At 72.3% G+C, this 22,160-nt stretch carries 15 protein-coding genes; 5 read left to right on the top strand and 10 right to left on the bottom strand.

The window, feature by feature from the left end; translation table 11 throughout:
- Positions 1-81: 81 nt before the first annotated feature.
- A complete protein-coding gene (locus AB0B02_RS31055) occupies positions 82-2,403 on the top strand; it encodes a CHAT domain-containing protein (RefSeq protein ID WP_357306463.1) in 2,322 nt (773 codons plus the stop codon).
- Positions 2,404-2,526: 123 nt separating this feature from the next.
- Here AB0B02_RS31055 and AB0B02_RS31050 read toward each other — a convergent pair whose 3' ends face one another.
- Complete coding sequence (locus AB0B02_RS31050; RefSeq protein ID WP_357306460.1) at positions 2,527-3,900, bottom strand: hypothetical protein; 1,374 nt, start codon at positions 3,898-3,900, stop codon at positions 2,527-2,529.
- A 254-nt stretch (positions 3,901-4,154) separates the two neighbouring features.
- Positions 4,155-5,504, bottom strand: a complete 1,350-nt coding sequence (gene murD / locus AB0B02_RS31045) for a UDP-N-acetylmuramoyl-L-alanine--D-glutamate ligase (protein ID WP_357306456.1) — start codon at positions 5,502-5,504, stop codon at positions 4,155-4,157.
- Between the two features lie 48 nt (positions 5,505-5,552).
- On the opposite strand from murD, the gene AB0B02_RS31040 reads away from it, so the two are divergent.
- Entirely contained in the window at positions 5,553-6,902 is a 1,350-nt protein-coding gene (locus tag AB0B02_RS31040; protein ID WP_281938745.1) for a hypothetical protein, read from the top strand.
- A 78-nt stretch (positions 6,903-6,980) separates the two neighbouring features.
- Here AB0B02_RS31040 and AB0B02_RS31035 read toward each other — a convergent pair whose 3' ends face one another.
- The 3 genes from AB0B02_RS31035 to AB0B02_RS31025 are packed head-to-tail and all read right to left on the bottom strand — an operon-like array spanning position 6,981 to position 11,224.
- Positions 6,981-8,870: a PucR family transcriptional regulator gene (locus AB0B02_RS31035; protein WP_357306452.1), complete on the bottom strand. Its 1,890-nt coding sequence runs from the start codon at positions 8,868-8,870 to the stop codon at positions 6,981-6,983.
- A 50-nt stretch (positions 8,871-8,920) separates the two neighbouring features.
- The gene (gene argG / locus AB0B02_RS31030) at positions 8,921-10,372 is read right to left on the bottom strand and encodes an argininosuccinate synthase (protein ID WP_281938741.1); all 1,452 of its coding nucleotides are present in this window, start codon (positions 10,370-10,372) and stop codon (positions 8,921-8,923) included.
- A 42-nt stretch (positions 10,373-10,414) separates the two neighbouring features.
- Entirely contained in the window at positions 10,415-11,224 is an 810-nt protein-coding gene (locus tag AB0B02_RS31025) for an RNA methyltransferase (protein WP_357306448.1), read from the bottom strand.
- A 111-nt stretch (positions 11,225-11,335) separates the two neighbouring features.
- Here AB0B02_RS31025 and AB0B02_RS31020 point away from each other — a divergent pair, with 111 nt between their 5' ends.
- The gene (locus AB0B02_RS31020; RefSeq protein WP_357306445.1) at positions 11,336-13,174 is read left to right on the top strand and encodes a thiamine pyrophosphate-requiring protein; all 1,839 of its coding nucleotides are present in this window, start codon (positions 11,336-11,338) and stop codon (positions 13,172-13,174) included.
- 40 nt (positions 13,175-13,214) lie between these two features.
- Here the strand turns inward: AB0B02_RS31020 and AB0B02_RS31015 are convergent, their stop codons facing one another.
- Both AB0B02_RS31015 and AB0B02_RS31010 read right to left on the bottom strand, forming a co-directional pair.
- Positions 13,215-13,775 (bottom strand): dihydrofolate reductase family protein, encoded by a 561-nt coding sequence (locus tag AB0B02_RS31015; protein WP_281938737.1) that lies wholly within the window; start codon positions 13,773-13,775, stop codon positions 13,215-13,217.
- 145 nt (positions 13,776-13,920) lie between these two features.
- Positions 13,921-16,122: a transglycosylase domain-containing protein gene (locus AB0B02_RS31010; protein ID WP_357306441.1), complete on the bottom strand. Its 2,202-nt coding sequence runs from the start codon at positions 16,120-16,122 to the stop codon at positions 13,921-13,923.
- A gap of 230 nt (positions 16,123-16,352) precedes the next feature.
- Between AB0B02_RS31010 and AB0B02_RS31005 the strand changes: the two genes are divergently transcribed.
- Positions 16,353-18,053 (top strand): RICIN domain-containing protein, encoded by a 1,701-nt coding sequence (locus tag AB0B02_RS31005; protein WP_357306438.1) that lies wholly within the window; start codon positions 16,353-16,355, stop codon positions 18,051-18,053.
- Here the strand turns inward: AB0B02_RS31005 and AB0B02_RS31000 are convergent.
- The 3 genes from AB0B02_RS31000 to AB0B02_RS30990 all read right to left on the bottom strand — a co-directional run bounded on the left by AB0B02_RS31000 (position 18,050) and on the right by AB0B02_RS30990 (position 20,600).
- Entirely contained in the window at positions 18,050-18,886 is an 837-nt protein-coding gene (locus tag AB0B02_RS31000; protein WP_357306435.1) for a hypothetical protein, read from the bottom strand. The two genes, AB0B02_RS31005 and AB0B02_RS31000, sit on opposite strands and share 4 nt — an antisense overlap.
- Positions 18,887-19,015: 129 nt before the next feature.
- On the bottom strand, positions 19,016-20,122 hold the full coding sequence (locus AB0B02_RS30995) for an SPFH domain-containing protein (protein WP_281938730.1): 1,107 nt from the start codon (positions 20,120-20,122) through the stop codon (positions 19,016-19,018).
- 4 nt (positions 20,123-20,126) lie between these two features.
- Positions 20,127-20,600 (bottom strand): NfeD family protein, encoded by a 474-nt coding sequence (locus tag AB0B02_RS30990; RefSeq protein WP_281938728.1) that lies wholly within the window; start codon positions 20,598-20,600, stop codon positions 20,127-20,129.
- 87 nt (positions 20,601-20,687) lie between these two features.
- Between AB0B02_RS30990 and AB0B02_RS30985 the strand changes: the two genes are divergently transcribed.
- Positions 20,688-21,998, top strand: coding sequence for a serine hydrolase domain-containing protein (locus AB0B02_RS30985; RefSeq protein WP_357306430.1), 1,311 nt, complete (start codon positions 20,688-20,690; stop codon positions 21,996-21,998).
- Positions 21,999-22,160 lie beyond the last annotated feature (162 nt).

Below are 22,160 nucleotides of genomic sequence, written 5' to 3'. Positions count from 1 at the left end.
CTCCGGAGTATCGGCAACCTGACTACCCGGGACTCCGATCGCACGATTGACGCCATCGTGCGCCGCTTCAATACTCGGCCGATGCCCGTCAATGGCGCCCTACCCGATGCGGTCCGCCGGGTCCTCGCACGCGATGATCTGATGATGTTGGCCCGAGAGGCGGAAGCGGCCGTCGACATCGTGCGCGAAGGCATGACCGACGAACACGTTTTCCGGCACGAGAGCGAACTGTTCTCCGAAGCCCTGCGGATGTACTGGTACACCGCCCGCAATGCGGCGGTCGAATCGGACTGCTCGTCCGTCGCCCAGCTCGCGCGGGACAACGCAGGGGTCATCGTCCGGCTCTGCCGTCTGCTCAAGCTCCACCCAGGAGCCATCCACGACGTCGACGTGGGAACCTTTCACACCCAGGCGGTCGCCGAACTGGCGGCCACCCGCGAGACCCTGGCGGGCGATCCCGTCGACCGAGACCTCTACCAGGGTCGGATCATCCTTTACCACGCCGGCCGGGATCTGCGGATCGGCGGCGACTACGCGGCGGCCATCGACTTGGTCGAGCGGGGCGACAAAGAGTTCGTCGGCACCGGCGCCGACATCCTTCGCGCCGCCTTCCATTTCGAGCTGTCCGCCAGCTATCTGCTATGCGGCCGGGTGGCAGAGGTCCGGACGATGCTCCGCGAGGCGATCGAGGAAGGCTACTGGAAGGCGGTCGCGGCGAGCGAGTACGTGAGCCGTCATCGCATCGAATACACGCTCGCGCTCGCAGCTTGGGCAGAGGGCGACCTCGACGAGGCCGCGAGCCAGTTGGCCCGGGCCCATCGCTATCTGCACCGCACCGGCCGGCGCGCCGCCCGTTACGACGTCGAGGACCTCCTGCTGTCGCTGGCGCGAGCGGAGCTGCTGGTCGACGGCCACGGGCCCACCCTGCCGACGGTCAATCGCGTCATCGACCACCTCGACGAGGCGCTACGGACCATCGAGGGGATCCGGGACCGGTGGCGGGTGATCTCCCGGTCCGGCAGCCCACTGGCTGCGGCGATCCGACGCGTCTACGGCGACATCGCCCGCGCAGCCGCCGCGCTGAACGGCCGGCAGGCCGCCGAGTTGGGGCTACGGGTGGCGCTGTCGGCGAAGCAGTCCGGCTTCGCCGGTCGGATGCGCGCGGACCGCTTCGACGTGGAGAACAGATGGTGGAAGGGTCGACGACTGCGCAGTCTGCTCGATCAGGTGGTCGAGGCCGAGTCCGGTCCACAGCTCGGCGGTGCCGCCGCGGAGAACGAGAAGCGCCTCGACGACCTGCGGCAGCGCATCGAACAGGCGGTCTCGCCGCTGCTCGCGGATGTCGTCGTGCCGGTTCCGGCAAACATCGCCCGTGTGATCGACGCAGTCGGCCACCGTTACGCCCTCGACTACGTCAGCCTGCCCGACACGGTCACCGGCGAGGCCACCTGGTTCCGGACCCTCGTCGAGCCGAGCGGCGGACTGTCGTTCGACCATCTCGCGAGCGGTGCGGCGCTCTCGGCGTTCCTCACCGCAGTTGAGCCGGCGACGGTTGCCCTGACCGATGTCCTGTCCGCCGGGGTCGACTGGCCGGCACTCGGCGAGCAACTCCTGCCCCGGTCGCTGCGCGACGGCCTCGCCGTGGCCGAGGCGCCCGTCACGCTGGTCATCTCGGCGCACTCGGCGCTCAGTCTGATGCCGTGGGGCGCGCTGGGGATCGACACGAACACCCGGCTGGTGGAACGAGCCGTCATCACGCAGACGCCAGTGCTCACCTGTCTGTCCGGTCCGTCGACCGCGCCCGCGAGTGGCCCCGCCCTGATCCACCTGGTACCGAAGGCGGAAGGAGGCATCGACCTGAATGTCGAGAGTGAGCGCGCCGCCTGGGGCATCCGCCTACGGGACGACGGGCACGTCCCGCTTGTCGAGTGCGCGTTGGAACTGGGCCGACGGCCGACCGACCTGCCGCGAACGCTCGCGGACACCCTGTCCCGTAGGGGGCATTGGCGCTACGCGCACGTCGCCTCGCACGGTGAAGGCGAGGGTCTCGGCCAGACGCTCCTGCTGCCCGGCGCGCCGATCAGCGCGGGAAGGGCGCTCACCCTGCATTGGCCACAGTCGCTCCTCATCGTGTCCTGCAAGGTCGGCCGGCTGGTGAACATCGAGCACGCCGAACCGCTGAACTTCGTCATGGCGGCGCTGGCGGGCGGCGCGGAACAGGTGGTGGCGTGCATCGATGAGGTGCCCGACTACTCGGCCGGCAGGGCCGCGGCAGAGATCGTCCGCAGGAGCCGGACGAACGGCACTCGACTCGACGTCGCCCTCCACGACGCACAACTTCATTGGGTGAAGGGTCGTTGGCCAGACATCGCCTGGACGCTGTTCGCCGCCTACACGCGTTGACCCGGTGCGCCTTGCCGCGCTCGGGGGATCGGCGGGGTGGCAGCACCGCCGGCTGCCACCCCGCTCACCGTCCGACGGCCGTCCCCGCAGCAGCTTGCGGAGGTCGCCATCAACTGATCCGGGTCAGTAGTCCGCCAGCGCACGCGCCACTCGCTCGGCGCGCCCGTCGTCGGCGATGTAGCGGTCAAGCTTCAGCCACGACTGGCGCCACTCCTGATAGCCGACGGAGACGCCCCGCTCGGCGCGGCAGGCGGCGACGCCCCGGAGGAACGCGGGCATCGTCGCGCTGCCGATAGCGTTCGTGTTCCCGTTGATCTTTCCGGCGGAGTCCACCTCGGCGAGCCAGTTCGACAGCGCCTCGACCGCTTCGTCGTCGAGCGGGTTGCGCTCGAGGAAGTCGGCGAACGTCAAAGCTGAAGGGAGGTCGAGACCGGGCAGTACGAGCGCGGCGTTGAGCCGGAGCTGGGCGACCGAGCGTCGGTGGTCGGTGATCAGCGGAACCGGATTGCCCTGCTCGTCGAGGATCTCCTTCTCGATCGCCTGATAAGCCTTGACGAAGCGCCGGATGGTGGCCTCCCGTGCCTCGGCCCAGTCCTCGTAGTCGGAGCCGGGACTCAACCCGAGGGCCTCCATCTCGTAGGTCAGTGGCAACAGGTGCAGGGCGGCCCGCGCGGTCATGATGCCGGGGTTCCGGAAAGCGGTGCGCAGAGTGAGCCGGCTCCGGTCCACCCGTTTGGCGAGGCCGTACGCTCGTTCGACCTCGGCGACCCTGTCCAGCGCCTCCTCGCCGATGACGACGCCGAGGGAGAGCTGCCGGTACAGCATCTCGACCCAGTGCTCCTCATCGTCAGCGGTCCACTGCTGCTCGCGCTCGTCCTTCTCGATCTCTTCCTGCCACCGGCCGATGATCCGCTCGGCCGTGCGGCAGGCGGTGCCGGTCTCGGCCAGCACGAGCTGAACGAAGATCTCCTCCAGGCCCAGCAGTTCCTGTTCGCGACCAGGGGCCCGCCCGTGATTTTCGATATAGCGCTCGTAGCGTTCTCGGGCATCCTTGTGCAGCAGAAATGCCTCGTTGTAGCCCTGAGCCGTGTCTCGCTTGGAGGAAACGAGCGCGTGGGCGCGGATCGCGCCGAGGGCACGCGGCGCAAAATGCGGCCATGGAAGCATGCCAGCGATCTCTGCCAATTGCCGTACGAGCCGAGCGGCCCGCACGTTGATCTCGGCACCCTCGTCCTCTGGCCGCGCCCACTGGACGATCTGCCAGCTCGCCTCGTAGATCATCCATCCGATCAACCACAGGCGCTCCCGCAGCTCGTCGGGGGGCTCGACGGAGTCCTCGATGGACTCGGACGCACGGTGCTTGGCGTACCACTCCCGATACTCCCGCACCTCCCTCTCGATTGCCTCGACGAGTGCCTCGTCGGCGGCGCGGCGACCGACGTCAGGCTCTTCCCGACGCTCGGACTCCGCGCGCAGGGCACGGCAGATCGCTTCCATTTCCTCAAGGGTCCACATAAGCGGGACGGCTCCTCTTCCGATCGAGGGGAATGATCAAGAATGAGCTGCTCGATGCGCGTCTGAGAGATTAGAGGCGCACGTGAACGCTTGCCATCCACCGTCAGGTTGATGGGTCCGAGCGATTCAGCTCATCAAAAAACATCCCGATCGCGTGCCGCGAAAAGGTGTCAGTTATCCGCTAACGCGACTGCCGGAATCCGATTGTCGGAACGCCCGCAGACGGGGGAGACCGATCAGTGAGCCGCCGTCTCCGCGATGGCCTCGCGGAACGCCTCCGACCGGTGCTCGAAGTTGCGGAACCGGCCGTAGCTGGGCGCGGCCGGCGACAACAGCACGACCCCGCCGGCCGGGGTGATCTTGCGGGCCCGGCGCACCGCGTCGGACAGGTCGTCGACGATCTCGCACCGCACGCCCGACAGTCCGGCCAGCGCCTCGATGATCCGCGGGCCGCTGTCCGGGATGCCGATCACGGCGATCTCCCGCTCGGCCAGGTGGTCGCGGAGCGGCGCGTAGTCCACCCCCCGGTCGGTGCCGCCCAGGATGACCGTCAACGGCCGCCCGTCGTACGCGTCGATGGCGTGCATGGCCGCGTACGGGCTGGTGGCGAGCGTGTCGTCGACGAAGGTGAGCCCGGACGGGTCGGGGATCTCGGTGAGCCGGTGGGCCAGCCCCTGGAACTCCGCGACCGCGACGGCCAGCGTGTCCTTGTACGCCGCCACGTCCACGTCGAGCACGTCGAGCACGGCGAGCGCGACGCAGAGGTTGCCCTCGTTGTGCCGGCCGACAAGCGGCAGCACCGCGCGGGGGAAGAGCGGCGTGTCCCGCAGGTGGAACCAGGGCGTGCCGTCCGGGCCGGTCGCCACGTGGGTGGTGTCCGGCGAGCCGGCGCGGACCGCCGGCCGGTCGCCGAGTTCCTCGGCGAGCCGGGGGTCCGCCCCGTTGACCACCACGGCGTCCGGTCCGTGCGCCAGCAGGTTCAGCTTGTCCCGGTAGTACTCCCGCTCCCCGCCGTGCGCGTCCAGGTGCTCCGGGAACAACGCGGTGACCACGGAGATCCGTGGCGAGTCGGTCAGGTCGCTGCACTGGTAGCTGGAGAGTTCCAGCACGTACAGCTCCGCGTCGGGCAGCTCCAGCGTGGGCACGCCGATGTTGCCGCCGAACACGTTCGGCCGGCCGACGGCGACCAGCAGATGGCTGACCAGGCTGGAGGTGGTGCTCTTGCCCTTGCTGCCGGTCACCCCGACGGTCCGGTCGGCGTGGTCGGCCATCCACAGCGCGGTGCCCTGCGTCACCGGGATGCCGCGCTGCCGCAGCTCGATCATCCACGGGTGGGTCTGCGGCACGCCCGGCGAACGGACCACCACGTCGGCGGCGGTGAGCGCGTGCCGCCCCTGCTCGCCGGTGACCAGTGGGGCGGCCTCGGCCAGCGCCCCCTCCCAGGGCAGCGACAGGAAGTTCGCCCGGTCGTCCACCGCGACGAGACCGGCCGGACCGTGCGCGGCGACCGCTCGGGCGGCAGCCATGCCCTCACGCCCCGTACCCCAGATCGCCACAGAGCGTCCGCGCAGGTCAGACAGGCGCACGTTGAATCTCCTTGCTCGCGTCCCGGTGGGTCCGGACTAGTATGACCTGTGCTTAACGGACAGCTCGGACGGATGGCCGCCTTCACCTTCCCGTCGTACTCGATCGACTTCGCCACCGGTGAGGTTCTGTTCGACTACGCCCTGACCGGCCCCGACGGCGATCAGCGGTTCACCGAGGTGATCACGCTTCCGCTGCCGGCGGAGCCGGTCTCCGACGCCGTCGCGGCGCGGCTGGCCCGGGTCCTGGAGCTGCTGCACGTGGTCGCCGGCGTCAGCTACTACAAGGCCGCCGCGCCGCCCCGGCTGGTGCTGCCGGCGCCGCTGGGCTCCGCCGCTGTCGAGCTGGTCACCGCCGTCTACACCAAGGGTCTCGCCGAGTACGCGTACCGCAACGCGCTGCCGCACGTGTTGACGCTGCGCCCGGAGGTCCCGGCCGGTTCCGTCGAGTCGGCGGCGCCGTGGGACAACTCCGACCGGCGTCCGCTGTCGGCGGTGGGCGGTGGCAAGGACTCCATCGTCACGCTGGAGGCGCTGCGCCGGGCCGGCCTCGACCCGGTGCCGTTCTCGGTCAACCCGAACCACGTGATCGTCTCGGTGAACGAGGCGTCCGACCTGGTGCCGCTCGCTGCCCGGCGGCGACTCGACCCGGTGCTGTTCGAGCTGAACCGGGCCGGGGCCCGCAACGGGCACATCCCGGTCACCGCGATCAACTCGCTGATCGCGGTCGCCACCGCCGTGCTGCACGACCTCGGGCCGGTGGTGATGTCGAACGAGCGCTCCGCGTCCGACCCGAACCTGGTCTGGCAGGGCCACGAGATCAACCACCAGTGGTCCAAGGGCGTCGAGGCGGAGGGGCTGCTGCGGGCCGCGCTGGCCGAGCACGCCGGGCTCACCGAGCCGTACTTCTCGCTCCTGCGTTCCCTGTCCGAGCTGCACATCGCCCGGCTGTTCGCCGAGATCGACCGGTACGACGCGGTGGTGACGAGCTGCAACGCCGCGTTCAAGCTGCACGACGCGAGCGAGCGCTGGTGCCGGAACTGCCCGAAGTGCCGCTTCGTGTTCCTGGCCATGGCCCCGTTCATGCCCCGCGAGCGGCTCACCGGCATCTTCGGCGGTGACCTGCTGGCCGACGAGTCCCAGGTCCCCGGCTACCGGGAGCTGCTCGGCGTGGACGGGCACAAGCCGTTCGAGTGCGTCGGCGAGGTGGAGGAGTCGGTGGTGGCGCTGAGCCTGCTCGCGCAGCAGGACCAGTGGCGGGACGCCCCGGTGGTGCGCGCCCTGGTCGCGGCGCTGCCGGACACCGCCTGGCAGGCCGCCACCACCTCCGACGTCTTCACCCCCACCGCCGAGACCTTCGTCCCCACCCCCTACGCCAAGGCTCTCCAGTCCCTCACCTGACCCCTCAATTGCCGTTGATCAAGGAGTTTGCGTCATCGCGGCGCGAATTCCTGACGCAAACTCCTTGATCAACTCGGGCTAGGGGGTGCGGACGGCGTCCAGGGCCAGCAGGGCGACGTGCAGGGAGAGGCACTGGTCGACCGAGTCGAGGTCGGCGTCGAGGATGCGGCCGATCCGAGCCAGCCGCTCGTAGAACGCCGGTCGGGACAGGTGCGCGGCCACCGCGCCCGCCGACTTGTTGCGGCCCTGCTCCAGGTACGCCCGCAACGTGCCGAGCAACTGCTCCCGGGGATGCTGCGCGTCGTACGTCAGCAACGGGCCGAGTTCCCGTTCCACGAACGTCTGCAACCGGGGTTCGTCCCGCAGCAGGTGCAGCAGGCCGGCCAGCCCGACGTGGGGCAGCCGGAAACAGGGCAGGTCACGCGGGTCCCGCCGGGCCGCCTCGGCGATCTGCCGCGCCTCGACCAGCGACCGGCGTGCCTCGCGCAGGCTGCTCACCCCCGAGCCGGCCGCCACGACGACCGCCGGACGGGCCGACACGTCGACCGGCCGCACGACCCCCGGGGCACCGCCCCGGCCGGTCCCGTCGACCGGGCGCGTCGGGCCGGGAGCCGCACCCCGACCCGCCCCGTCGACCGGGCGCACGCCCCCGGTGGCCGCAGCCCGGCCGGCCCCGTCCGTCGGGCGGGCCGGGCGGGGTGTCGGCGGGCGGGGCGGGGCGGCGTCGAGGCGTACCCGACGCAACGCGGCGGCGAACGCGGCGAGCGCCCTCTCCTCGGCGGCCGGGTCGGGCAGCGCCAGCAGCGCGCCGACCGCGTGGTCGTCGACGGCGCTGGTCAGCGCCGTCAGGTTGGCCTCGCGCACGGCCTGGCCGACCGCCTCGGCGAGATCGCGGAGCCGGGCCGGGCCGGCCTCCGGGCCGACGGCCTCCGGATCACGGCGGCGCGCCGTAGCGGGATCGTCGTGGCCGTCCGGCCCGACGTCCCCGGCCGGGTCGTCGCTGCGGTGCCGGACCACCACGCCGACCAGGTGCCGGCGGTCCAGCGTGACGCCGAGCGCCTTGGCCCGCAGCGCCACCTCGTCCACCGGGCGGGAGTGGTCGATGAGCGCGGTCAGCAGCGTCCGGTGGATCTGTCGTTCCAGGCCCTCGGCGTCGCGGCGGATCAGCCGGCCCAGGGCGAGCGTGGAGGCGGCCCGCTCGATCAGGATGGTGAGCCGGGTGGGCGGCGCGGCCTCGGCCGCCGGCCAGCGCAGCAGCAGCCGACCCCAGTCCTGCCCCCGCGCGCCGACGGTGGTGACCAGCCAGCCGCTGTCCGGGTCGTACGCGGTCCGCCCGGCCGGCCGGATCCGGCGGGAGTGCTGCTCCCAGCCGTCCAGCAGCAGTTCCGCGTTCTCCCCCGCCGGGTCGTACGCGAGCACCTGCCGGGACAGGTTCTCCAGCACCACCGGGCAGCCGGCCAGCTCGGCGGCCTGCCGCAGCACCTCGGCCGGCTCGGCACCCTCCACGGACAGCTCGGTGAACCGCTGGTGGATCTCCTCGGTGGCCCGCAGTTCGGTGAGCTGGGCGTCGACGATCAGCGCGTGCACCGCCTCGGTGATCCGCACGAACGGGGTGGCCCGGCGCAGCTCGACCAGTGGCAGTCCGCGCCGTTCGGCGGCGGCGGCCATCACCCGGGGCACGCCGCCGACGTAGCGGCGGCCCAGCTCCACGACCAGCCCGGAGACCCCGACGTCGGCCAGGTCGCCGACGAAAGCGCGCAGCCCGGCGTCGTCGGCGGGCAGCCCGATGCCGGTGGTCAGCACCAGCTCGCCACCACCGAGCAGGGTGGCGATGTCCGGCACCTCGGTGACATGCACCCACCGCACCGGGCGGTCCAGCCCGGCGTCGCCGGCGACCAGGCGCGGCGCGCCGTGGCGCACCGGCACCAGGCCGAGCACCTCACGCACGGTAGGGAACACGGGCGACACGCTACCCTGCGTCACCACCGGAACCGAAGCCCCGTCCGTGCGGTCCCCGTTCAGTCGACGCCGAACTCCATCGCGGCGCGGTCGAGCCACTCGTCCTCCGCGGAGGGGACGCCCCGGGAGGCGATGGCCTCCGCGCCGCCCTCGGGCATCGCGCCGATCAGGCCGGTCGAGGCCGCCTGCGCGGCGCCGACCATCCGCTGCGGGGCGGTGCCGCCGACCATGCCGAGCGAGGCGTACTGCTCCAGCTTGGCCCGCGAGTCGGCGATGTCCAGGTTGCGCATGGTGAGCTGGCCGATCCGGTCCGACGGGCCGAACGCCGAGTCCTCGGTGCGTTCCATGGACAGCTTGTCCGGGTGGTAGCTGAACGCCGGGCCGGTGGTGTCCAGGATCGAGTAGTCCTCGCCCCGGCGCAGCCGCAACGTCACCTCGCCGGTGACCGCCGTGCCGACCCAGCGCTGCAACGACTCGCGCAGCATCAGCGCCTGCGGGTCGAGCCAGCGTCCCTCGTACATCAGCCGGCCGAGGCGACGGCCCTCGGTGTGGTAGTTGGCCAGGGTGTCCTCGTTGTGGATGGCGTTGACCAGCCGCTCGTACGCGGCGTGCAGCAGCGCCATGCCGGGCGCCTCGTAGATGCCCCGGCTCTTCGCCTCGATGATCCGGTTCTCGATCTGGTCGGACATGCCCAGGCCGTGCCGGCCGCCGATGGCGTTCGCCTCCAGCACCAGGTCGACCGGGCTGCCGAACTCCTTGCCGTTGATGGTCACCGGGCGGCCCTGGTCGAAGCCGATCGTGACGTCCTCGGTGGGGATCTCCACCGTCGGGTCCCAGAACCGGACGCCCATGATCGGGCTGACCGTCTCGATGCCGGTGTCCAGGTGCTCAAGCGTCTTCGCCTCGTGGGTGGCGCCCCAGATGTTGGCGTCGGTGGAGTACGCCTTCTCGGTGCTGTCCCGGTAGGGCAGGTCGCGGTCGAGCAGCCACTCCGACATCTCCTTGCGCCCGCCGAGTTCGGTGACGAAGGCGGTGTCGAGCCACGGCTTGTAGATGCGCAGCTGCGGGTTGGCCAGCAGGCCGTACCGGTAGAACCGCTCGATGTCGTTGCCCTTGAACGTCGAGCCGTCGCCCCAGATCTGGACGTCGTCGGCGACCATCGCCCGCACCAGCAGCGTGCCGGTGACGGCCCGGCCGAGCGGGGTGGTGTTGAAGTAGGCCCGCCCGCCCGAGCGGATGTGGAACGCCCCGCAGGTCAGCGCCGCGAGACCTTCCTCGACCAGGGCGGCTCGGCAGTCGACCAGCCGGGCGATCTCGGCGCCGTAGCTGAGCGCGCGGCCGGGCACCGAGGCGATGTCGGGCTCGTCGTACTGGCCGATGTCGGCGGTGTAGGCGCAGGGCACGGCGCCCTTGTCGCGCATCCACGCGACCGCGACCGAGGTGTCGAGGCCGCCGGAGAAGGCGATGCCGACACGTTCGCCGGTGGGCAGGGAGGTGAGGACCTTGGACACAGGAAGATTATGCACCAAGCCGCATGGTCATGCAAGCGACGGTCACAGTGGGTCGTCGCGGCCGAGTTCCCAGCAGGCCACCGCGGTCGCGGCGGCGACGTTGAGCGAATCCACGCCCCGACGCATCGGGATGACCACGCGTACGTCGCTGGCGGCCATCGCCGCCGCCGTCAGCCCGGCGCCCTCCGCGCCCAGCAGCAACGCCGCGCGGGCCCGCTGGTCGGCGGTCAGCCGCTGGATCGGCACCGCGTCCGGCGCCGGCGTCAGGGCCAGCACCGTGAAGCCGGCCGCGCGCACCCGGTCCAGCCCGCCCGGCCAGGGCTCCAGCTTCGCGTACGGCACCGCGAACACCTCGCCCATGCTGACCCGGACGCTGCGTCGGTAGAGCGGGTCGGCGCAGGTCGGCGACAGCAGCACGGCGTCCACTCCGAGCGCCGCCACGGCCCGGAAGATCGCGCCCAGGTTGGTGTGGTTGTTGACGTCCTCCAGCACCACCACCCGGCGGGCGGCGGCCAGCACCTCGTCCGTCGACGGCAGCGGCTTGCGGTGGAACGAGGCCAGCACGCCCCGGTGCACGTGGAAGCCGGTGGCCCGCTGGAGCACCGCCGGCGTGGCCGCGTACACCGGCGCGTCGCCGGTGTCGAGGTCGGCGAGCTGGTCCGCCCGCTTCGCGTCGACCAGGTACGACCGGGCCGGGTAACCGGCCCGCAGCGCCCGCCGCAGCACCAGCTCCCCCTCGGCGATGAACAACCCGTGCGGGCGCTCCCAGCGGGTCCGCAGCTCCACGTCGGTCAACGCGCGGTAGTCGGCGATCCGGTCGTCGTCGGGGTCGGTGATCTCGTGGACGGGCACCCGACGATTCTGCCCGGTGCCCCGACCCGTCCCCCGGCGCGGGCCGGGTTTCCGCCGCCCGAGGCGGGGAACGGAGCCGGGGAAGCGGACACCGACGGAGGGACCACCACGATGGGCGCGGACCACCCCGACGACGGCCGGCTGCCCCGCGGCGCCACCGTGGCCGATCACATCGTGGCCCGGCTCGCCGAGTGGGGCGTGCACCGCTACTACGGCTATCCCGGGGACGGCATCAACGGCCTGACGTCGGCGCTGCAACGCGCCGAGGGGCGCGCCCGGTTCATCCAGGTACGCCACGAGGAGACCGCCGGCTTCGCCGCCGGCGCGCACGTCAAGTACGGCGGCGGGCCGCTGGGCTGCGTGGTGGTGACAAGCGGTCCGGGGGCGATCCACGCGCTCAACGGCCTCTACGACGCCAAGCTCGACCACCAGCCGGTGGTGGCGCTGCTCGGGCACACCGCGCTGCCCGCCGAGGGCGGCGGCTACTACCAGGAGGTGGACCTGCTCTCGCTCTACAAGGACGTGGCCGGCGGCTTCCTGGCCCAGCTCGACGACCCGTCCCAGGTCCGGCACCTGGTGGACCGGGCCTGCCGCACGGCGCTCGCGCGGCGTACCGTGACCGCCCTGGTCCTTCCCTCCGACGTGCAGGACGAACCGGCGGTGCCGCAGCCGCCGCACGCGCACGGCTATTACCACACCAGCGCGGTGCCGAGCAGCCCGCCCACCGTGCCGCCGGAGGCCGACGTACGCCGCGCGGCCGAGGTGCTGCGCGGCGGCGAGCGGGTGGCCATGCTGGTCGGGCAGGGCGCGCTCGGCGCGGAGAACGAGGTACGCCGGATCGCCGACCGGCTCGGCGCCGGGGTGGCCACCGCGCTGCTCGGCTTCGCCGCCGTGGACCACCGGCAGCCCTGGGTGACCGGCGCGATCGGCCTGCTCGGCACGCGCCCGAGCTGGCAGCTCATGCAGGAGTGCGACCGGCTGCTGATCGTCGGCAGCCAGATGCCGTACTCGGAGTTCTACCCGCCGGAGGGGCAGGCCCGGGCGGTGCAGATCGATCGGGACGGCAGCCGGTTGGGGCTGCGCTATCCGACCGAGGTGAACCTGACCGGCGACGCCGGCCCGACGCTGCGGGCCCTCCTGGACGAGCTGGGCCCCGGCCCGGCGCCGACCGCCTGGCGGGCCACCATCGCCGATGCCACCGGCAAGTGGCGGGCCGCCCAGCGGGAACTGGCCGGCCAGCCGGCCGACCCGGTCAACCCGCAGTCGCTGTTCGCCACGCTCGACGACGCGCTGCCCGACGACGCCATGCTCGCCGTGGACTGCGGCACGGCCACCGCCTGGTACGCCCGGCACCTGCGGGTCCGGCCCGGCATGCTGGCCAGCCTCTCCGGCACGCTGCTGTCCATGGGCGGCGGCCTGCCGTACGCGCTGGCGGCGAAGTTCGCCCACCCGGACCGTCCGGTCATCGCGCTGCTCGGTGACGGGGCGATGCAGATGAACGGCGTCAACGAGCTGATCACGGTGGCGAAGTACTGGCGGGAGTGGGCGGACCCGCGGTTCGTGGTGCTGGTGCTCAACAACCGGGACCTGTCGTTCGTCAGTTGGGAGCAGCGCTCCGGCGAGGGCACGCCGCGGTTCCCGGACAGCCAGGACCTGCCGGACGTGGCGTACCACCGCTGGGCGGAGGTGCTGGGGCTCGGCGGCGAGCTGGTCGACGCGCCCGAGCAGGTGCCCGACCTGTGGCCACGGGTGCTCGGCGCGGACCGGCCGGTGGTGGTCAACGCGGTGGTGGACCCGGCGGAGCTGATGCTGCCGCCGCACTTCACCGCCGAGCAGGCCGGCAAGACGGCCGCCGCGCTGCTGCGCGGCGACAGCGACCGGGCGGGCATCCTCCGGCGTGGCCTGCCCGCCACCGTGGCCACCTACCGGCCCCGCCGGCGCGGTCGCTGACCGTTCCCGCCGCCCGGTCGGGATGCTCGCCGCCGGCCGGTCACGCCCGTTCGTAGCGCAGCAGCACCGACCGGCCGTCGAAGCCGCGCGTGGCGACCAGCCGCAGGGCCTGCCGGTCGAGGCCGGGCAGCAACCGCTTCCCGCCACCGAGCAGCACCGGGTGCACGATCACCTGGTACTCGTCGACCAGCCCGAGCGCGGCCAGCGCCGCCGCCGCGCCGGTGCCGCCGGTGACCAGCAGGTCGCCGTCGAGCCCGGCCCGCACCTCGGCCAGCTCCGCCGCCAGGTCGCCGCCGCCGATCACCCGGGCGCCGTGGTCGGCCGCGGCGAGCGTGCGGGACACGACCACCTTCGGGGTACGCCGCCAGATCGGCGCGAACGCCAGGTCGTGCGGGTGGTCGGAGATCGACTCCACCTGCGGCCAGTAGCCGGCCATCAGCTCCCACACCCGCCGTCCGTACCCGAACGCGCCGGCCCGCCCGGCCAGCTCCAGGGAGTACGCGGACAGCTCGTCCCCCATCGCCGGCCAGTCGAACTCGCCGTTCGGTCCCTCGACGAAGCCGTCGACCGACTGGTGCACCCAGTAGATGACCTTGCCCATGCCGCGCTCCTCCACTCACCGGTGCGCCCGGTCTCGGACGCGCTCACCGGTGGGTCGGAGCCGCCGCACCGGATCCGACTCACCGCCCCGGTTCAGGTGAGAAGGGGCCCCTTCTCTACCGGAGGCGTTAAGCGGGGGCCCGGCCTTACCCCCGGCCCTGGAGCCAGCGGAGGACGTCGGAGGGGAGGTTGCGGGTGTCGGGGCGGGGTTGGGTGGGCTGCTGGGGCTGCGGGCGCGGCTGGGGGCGCTGCGGGTTGCCGGCCAGCTCGCGGCTCGGGGCGGTGAAGTCCTTCACCGGCTTGCCGGCGACCGCCGCCTTGATGGTCCGGGCCACCGCGTCGATCACCTTCGCCTGCACCGCGGAGCCGACCAGGTCGGTCGCGTCGTCCGGGTTGGCCGCGATGCCGGCCACGGCCACCTGCGGGGTGAACCCGACGAACGTCTCGGTGGCGTTCCGCTCCGAGCTGCCCGTCTTGCCGGCCACCGGCCGGTCGACGATCCCGCCGACGCCGGTGGCGGTGCCGCCGTTGCACTGCCCGTACGCCGACTGCTGGCCCACCGGGCAGCGGGCCGCGTCGGTGGCCGCCCGGGCCACGTCGGGTTCGAGCACCTGCTTGCAGTTCGGCTGCCCCACGTCGACCGCGTCGCCGTCGGGCGCGGTGACCGAGACCACCGGCAGCGGCGTGCAGTACGTGCCCTCGGCGGCCACCGTCGCGTACGCGTTGGCCAGGTCGAGCGGGGTGGTGGCGGCCACGCCGAGCGTGAACGCGCCCCAGTTGGCGGCGTTGTTCCGGGCGAACGCGGCGTCGGAGTCGGCCCGGAACGTGATGCCCAGACGCTGCGCCATCTCCACCACCTTGTCCTCGCCGACCTGCTCGGCCAGCCAGACGAAGTACGTGTTGACGGAGCGGCCGAAGCCGTCCCACATCATCCGGTAGCCGTCCATCCACTCCGGGTTGGCGTTGCCCGGGCACCACATGCCGTCGCAGTTGCCCTCGGCGTCGGAGGCGTACCGGGTGGGCAGCTTGGCCGGCGCGTCGAAGCCGGTGGCGAGCGGCTTGCCGGCCTCCAGCGCGGCCAGCATGGTGAACAGCTTGAACGTCGACCCGGCCTGGTAACCGTCCACGCTCGCGCCGCCGGAGATCAACGGGTTGACCGTGTTCGGGTGGTTGGCCTGCCCGTCCGGGTTGCCGGCGAGGCTGTAGTGCCGGTTGACCGCCATGGCGAGCACCCGACCGGTGCCGGGCTCGACCGCCGCGATCGGCAGCGCGCGCTTGTCGTCGTACCCGTAGACCTTGGTGGCCTGCGCCTGCGCGGTTTGCTGGATCTTCGGGTCGAGCGTGGTGACAACCCGGTAGCCGCCGCGGCGCAGCGCCTGCTCGCGCTCGTCGGCGGTGTCACCGAACGCCGGCTGGGTGAGCCACCACTGGCGCAGGTAGTCGCAGAAGAAGCCCCAGTCGTCGTGACCCTGCGCGGTCGCCGTGCAGCCGTTGGGCTGGGCGGTCGGGCGCAGCCTCAGCGGCTCGGCCTTGGCCGCCGCCGCCTGCGCGGCGGTTACCGCGCCGGTCTCGGCCATCGAGTCGAGCACGTACGCCCGGCGGGCCAGCGCCGCGTCCTTGTCGCCGTCGATCGGGCTGTACTCGTCGGGCGACTGGACCAGGCCGGCGAGCAGCGCCGCCTCGCCGAGCGTCAGGTCCGCCGGCGCCTTGCCGAAGTAGCGCTGGCTCGCGGCGGCGACGCCGTACGCGCCGGAGCCGAAGTACGCGATGTTGAGGTACCGGTTGAGGATCTCGTCCTTGGACAGCGACTGCTCCAGCGCGTTCGCGTACCGGATCTCCTGGAGCTTGCGCCCGACGGTCTGCTCGGTGGCGGCCTGCCGCTCCTCGGCGGTGCGGGTGGGGTCGGTCTTGAGCACGTTGCGGACGTACTGCATGGTCAGCGTGGAGCCGCCCTGCTCGGTGCCGCCGCCCTTCACGTTGGCGACCAGCGCGCGGGCGATGCCGCGCAGGTCGGCGCCACCGTGCGAGTAGAACCGCCGGTCCTCGGCCGAGATGATCGCCTGGCGCATCACCGGCGCGATCTCGGCCAGCGGCACGTCGGTGCGGTTCACGTCGTAGAACGTGGTGATCAGCGTCTTGCCGTCGTTGGCGTAGAGGTAGGAGCGCTGCGGCTGCGCGGGGGTGCGCAGCGCGTCGGGCAGCTCCGCGTACGCGCCGAGGCTCGCCTTGGCGACGAACCCGCCGAGCAGGCCGGTCGGGAGCGCGGCGAGCGCCAGGACGAGCCCGGCGAGCAGGCCCGCGAGCAGCACGGTGAACAGCCGCGACAGCGGCGACCGGGGAGACGGCATGGAGCCAAGGATTGCCACGAAAGTCGCGATCCGACCACCTCCGGTAACGGGTTGTCAGCTAATTCACCGGGGACTGCCAGCGCCTTCGCGGCGTCGGGTGGCCTCTGGGGGCCGTTGTCCGGTCCGGGACCGGACAACGCGGACAGCAATTGACAGACAGCGATGTTAACGCTAACACTGACGGGGTGCGCACCGGACGGCAACATCCCCGAAACGGAAGGCGACATCAGATGAGAGCAGTCAGCGGGCCGACCGTACGGGCGGTGGTGGCCGTGGCCCTGGCGCTGGCCTCGACGCTGGCCGGCGGGACCACGCCGGCCAGCGCCTCGGCGGGCGCGACCCGGGCGACGACCGACGAGACCCCGGCGGCGGCAGCCGCGGCGGACCCGGTGGTCAGCCGGCCACCCATGGGGTGGGCGTCGTGGAACACGTTCGCCGCGAAGATCAATTACAACGTGATCAAGGCGCAGGTCGACAGCCTCGTGTCCAGCGGCCTGGCCGCCGCCGGCTACCAGTACGTGAACATCGACGAGGGCTGGTGGCAGGGCACCCGGGACGCGGCCGGGAACATCACCGTGGACACCGCCGAGTGGCCCGGCGGCATGACGGCCATCGCGGACTACATCCACAGCAAGGGGCTGAAAGCAGGCATCTACACCGACGCCGGCCGGGACGGCTGCGGGTACTACTACCCCACCGGCCGGCCCGCCGCCCCCGGATCGGGCAGCGAGGGACACTACGACCAGGACTTCCTGGCGTTCTCCCGGTGGGGCTTCGACTTCGTCAAGGTCGACTGGTGCGGCGGCGCCGCCGAGGGGCTCAACCCCCGGACCGCGTACCAGGCCATCAGCGACTCGATCAGCCGGGCCACCGCGCAGACCGGCCGGCCGATGGTGCTGTCGGTCTGCAACTGGGGCGTGCAGAACCCGTGGGACTGGGCCCCCGGCATGTCCACCATGTGGCGCACCAGCGGGGACATCATCTACTACGGCCAGCAGCCGTCGATGGACCGCGTGCTGGCCAACTTCGACTCCGCGCAGCATCCCGCCGCCCAGAGCGTCGGCCACTACAACGACCCGGACATGCTGGTCGCCGGGATGCCCGGGTTCAGCGCGGCCCAGAACCGCACCCACCTGAGCCTGTGGGCGATCTCCGGCGCCCCGCTGCTCGCCGGCAACAACCTCACCACCATGTCCGCGGAGACCCGGGCCATCCTGGGCAACCCGGAGGTCGTCGCCATCGACCAGGACCCGCTGAGCCGGCAGGGCGTCAAGGTCGCCGAGGACGCCGCCGGCCTCCAGGTCTACAGCAAGGTGCTCGCCGCCACCGGCCGGCGGGCGGTCCTGCTGCTCAACCGCACCGGCGCCACCGCCAACGTCACGACCCGCTTCGCCGACCTCGGGCTCGGTGCCAGCGCGACCGTGCGCAACGTGTGGAGCGCCACCGACCTGGGGACCCGTACGACCAGCTACACCGCGAGCGTGCCCGCCCGCGAGGCCGTCCTGCTCGTCGTCACCGGCACCGAGAACCCCGGCGGCGGCAACCGCACCGGCACGCTTGTCGGCCGGCAGTCCGGCCGCTGCCTGGACATCAACAACTTCGCCACCGCCAACGGCACCCAGGCCCAACTGTGGGACTGCACCGGCGCGAACAACCAGACCTGGACGTACACCACCGGCCGGCAGCTCATGGTCTACGGCAACAAGTGCCTGGACGCGTACGGCGCCGGCACCGCGAACGGCACGAGGGTGGTCATCTGGGACTGCAACGGTCAGGCGAACCAGCAGTGGACCGTCAACAGCGACGGGACGATCCGGGGCGTGCAGTCCGGCCTGTGCGTCGACGCGTCGGGGGCGGCCACCGCCAACGGCACGAAGATCGTGCTCTGGAGCTGCGGCTCCGCCGACAACCAGCGGTGGAGCTGGCGCTAGGCAGCGCCCGGTCGGCCGGCGGCGAGCGGGCCGCCGCCGGCCCCGGGGACCGCACCGCCTCCACCCGGCCCGGCGGGCGTGGCGACGCTGGCGCTGGCGGCGTCGCGGGCGATGGTCTCCGGGACCAGCCGGCCGCTGCGGTAGCCGATGCCGATGCCGGCGACCAGCACGAAGATCGCGCCGAACGTCTGCAACGAGCCGATCAGCGCGCCGCCCAGGCCGAGCAGGGGCGCGGCGATCATCAGCATGGTGCCGTCGCCGTAGGAGAACATCCCGGAGCGGGCCACCGACCAGCCGGTGAGCAACCAGCCCGCGCTGTAGCAGGTGGCCCCGAACAGCACGATGCCGCGCGCGGTCAGGCCGAACACCGGCGTCTGCTCGGCCAGTCCGGCGAACGGCAGCATCAGCACCATGCCGCCGATGCTGGCCAGCAGCCCGGCCAGCGCGACGCGGCGGCAGCGGGTGGCCGCGAGCAGGCCGGTGAGCGCGAGCAGGGCCAGCAACCCCAGCCAGACCGACAGCACCCAGCCCACCAGATAGAGCGGCTGGCCGTCGGCCGGGTAGGGGTCGTTGCCCACCCCGCCGTCACTGGCCATCGCCACCACGCCGTAGAGGACCGCGTACGCCGGGAGCAGCCAGACCGCCGCGCGGGCGAACCGCCGGACGGACCAGGCCCAGCTCGCGTCCGTGGCCGGGGCCCCCGGCCCCGGTTCGGAGACGAACGGCAGGACCCGGAACCCCCCACCGGTGCGCCGGGAGCCGAGCGGTCCGCCGGGGTCGTGCGCGCCGGGGACCGGGGTACGGGAGAAGAGCCGGTTCGCCGGTTCCGTCATGCGCCACCTCGCTCGCGCCACGGGTGGCCCGGTACGCGCAACGACGCCCCGGCCCTGGTCACCACCCGTCCTGAGACCGATGGTGGCAGGCGCCGGGGCGCCGGATGAGCGATTCTCGGATTTGCCGGGTCAGCCCCGTTCGCGCTGGTCCACCGGATCGTTGAGCAGGGATTCCGGGGCCACCGGCTCCGGGGCCGGCAGGCCCTTCGCCGTGTTGCCGCCGGTGGCCTGCGCCTCCGCCACGCGTACCTCGTCGTGGATCTCCTGGGCGGCGACGGCCGCGGCCTGGGCCGCCTCGGCGGCCTCCCGCTCGACCTCGCTGGCGGTCCGGGCGGCCTCCGGCGACGGCTGGTCGCCGACCATGTTCGCCAGCCCGCCCAACGCGCCGCCCATGCCCTCCAGGGCCCGGGTCAGCTCGGTCGGCACGATCCAGACCTTGTTGGCGGTGCCGTTGGCGATCTGCGGCAGCGCCTGGAGGTACTGGTAGGCGAGCACCTTCTGGCTCGGGTTGGCGGTGTGGATCGCGTCGAAGACGGTACGGATCGCCTTGGCCTGACCCTCCGCCTGGAGGATCCGGGCCTGCCGGTCACCGTCGGCGCGCAGCACCGCGGCCTGCTTCTCACCCTCGGCGGTGAGGATCTGGGACTGCTTGTGCCCCTCGGCGTTGAGGATGGCGGCGCGGCGGTCCCGCTCGGCGCGCATCTGCTTCTCCATCGAGTCGCGGATGCTCGGCGGCGGCTCGATCGCCTTGATCTCGACCCGGGTCACCTTGATGCCCCAGCGGCCGGTGGTCTCGTCCAGCACGCCGGACAGGTGCCGGTTGATCTCCTCGCGGCTGGTCAGCGCGCGCTCCAGGTCCAGCGAGCCGATCACGTTACGCAGCGTGGTGACGGTGAGCTGCTCGATCGCCTGGAGGAAGTTGGAGATCTCGTAGGTGGCCCGGACCGAGTCGACCACCTTGAAGTAGAGGACGGTGTCGATCGAGACGACCAGGTTGTCCGAGGTGATCACCGGCTGCGGCGGGAAGCTGACCACCTGCTCACGCATGTCGACCTTGGTGCGCACCGCGTCGACGAACGGCACCAGCAGGTTGAGGCCCGGGCTCAGGGTGCGCTTGTACTTGCCGAGCCGCTCCACCACGTCCTGGCGCTGCTGCGGCACGATCCGCACCGCCTTGGCCAGGGTCACCACGACGATCACCGCCACGGCGATCAACAGGACCGCTGCAAACTCCATATCTTCACCCTCTCGCTTCGGGCAGCTCGCCCGGGGCGGAAATGTCGTCCTGCCAGACCAGGGCGGTCGCGCCCCGGACCTTTATCACCTGCACCCGTGCGCCGACGGCGTACGCCCGCGTCGCGTCGAACGAACGGGCCGTCCACAACTCGCCGTCGATCTTGACCATGCCGCGGTCGGCGTCCACCGGCTCCAGCACCACCGCGCTGGCCCCCTCGATGGCCTCGACGCCGAACGGCTGCTCGCCGTTCTCCAGCGCCGACCGGGCGTTGCGGCGGAGCGCCGGCCGGGCCAGCGCCAGGGACAGCGCCGAGACCACCGCGAAGATCACCGCCTGGAGCGCCACCGGCGCGCCGAGCGCCGCGGCGCCGGCCGCGGCGAACGCCCCGACCCCGAACATGATCAGGAAGAGCGTCGTCGTGAAGATCTCGGCGACCGCCAATACCACACCCAGAACGATCCAGAACACGGCGTCCACGTGGCCAATCGTGACACGTCGGAGCACGTGTCATCGAACTGTCATGATCGCTAGGCTGGCCGGGCCGACGGCGACGAGGAGGACGAGATGGCTCTGCTGCCCGAGACCGCACGTCAGGTGGACCTGCTGGTCGCCCACGCCCAGGCGGACGGACGCGGGCCGTCGGTCGCCCTCGGCGTGGTCCGCGACGGCGAGTTGGCACACGTGTCCGTCGCCGGCGAACAGCCCCGCCCTCACGTCGACACGCAGTACCGGATCGGCTCGATCACCAAGACCATGACCGCCGTGCTGGTGATGCAGCAGCGCGACGCCGGGCGACTGACCCTCGACGACCCGCTCGACAAGCACCTGCCCGGCACCCCGGTCGGCGCGCTCACCGTGCGCCAGTTGCTCGGGCACGCCAGCGGGCTGCAACGCGAGCCGGACGGCGGATGGTGGGAACGCGCCGACGGCACCGACCTCGACACGCTGCTCGCCGGGCTGACCCCGAACAAGATCGCCCACCCGCCGCACCGGGTCTACCACTACTCCAACCTGGCGTACGGACTGCTCGGCGGCGCGCTGGAACGGATCACCGGCACCCCGTGGAGCGCGTTGCTGACCGAGCGGCTGCTGACCCCGCTCGGCATGCGCCGCACCACCGTGCTGCCGACCGAGCCGTACGCCCGCGGCTTCGTCGTGCACCCGTGGCACCAGACGCTGCGCGAGGAGCCGCTGACCGACACCGGGGCGATGGCGCCGGCCGGGCAGCTCTGGTCGACGGTCCAGGACCTGGCCCGCTGGGCGGCGTTCCTCGCCGACCCGGACCCGGCACTGCTCGACCCGGCCACGCTGACCGAGATGTGTGTCCCGGTGGCGATCAGCGACCTGGACTCGTGGACCGGCGGCCACGGCCTCGGTGTGGAGCTCTACCGGGTCGGCGACCGGGTGTACGTGGGCCACGGCGGGTCGATGCCCGGCTTCGTCGCCGGCCTGGTGGTGCACCGCCCCACCCGGACCGCGGTGGTGGACTTCGCCAACGCGTACGGGCTGCGCGGGCACCACGTCGTGGGGATGGCCCGCGACGTGCTCACCCGGGTGCTGGACGCCGAGCCGCCCGCGCCCGCCCCGTGGCGCCCGGCCGCTCCCCCCGCCGCCGACGCGGCCGAGCTGACCGGCCGCTGGTGGTGGATGGGCATCGAGTACGAGTTCCGCGCCGATCCGGCCGGTGACCTGGTGGGTGGGCCGATGGGCGGCCCGCCGCTCCGCTTCACCCCGCAGGGGCCGGACCGCTGGCGGGGCCGGTCCGGCCCGCAGGACGGGGAGGTCCTCACCGTCGTCCGCGACGACTCCGGCGAGGCGGTCGCACTCGACATCGCCACGTTCGTCCTCACCCGCTCCCCCGACCAGGCCCCCTGACAGTGATGATGTGGGAGCGGGTCACCCGGCCGGTCTGACTCACCCTCTGACTGACCGTGGTGTCCTAGGGATTCGTCGACTTGCCCGGGTGACCCGTTCCTGCACTCACCTGCTGGGCGTTCGTGACCTGATAGGAGCCTGTGCAAGAGGTCCCGTCACTGT

Origin of the sequence: Micromonospora sp. NPDC049240 (assembly GCF_040647835.1) — a bacterium.
Classification (GTDB): Bacteria; Actinomycetota; Actinomycetes; order Mycobacteriales; family Micromonosporaceae; genus Micromonospora.
The sequence above is the reverse complement of the archived record's forward strand: the minus strand, read 5'-3'. Positions and strand labels throughout refer to the sequence as shown.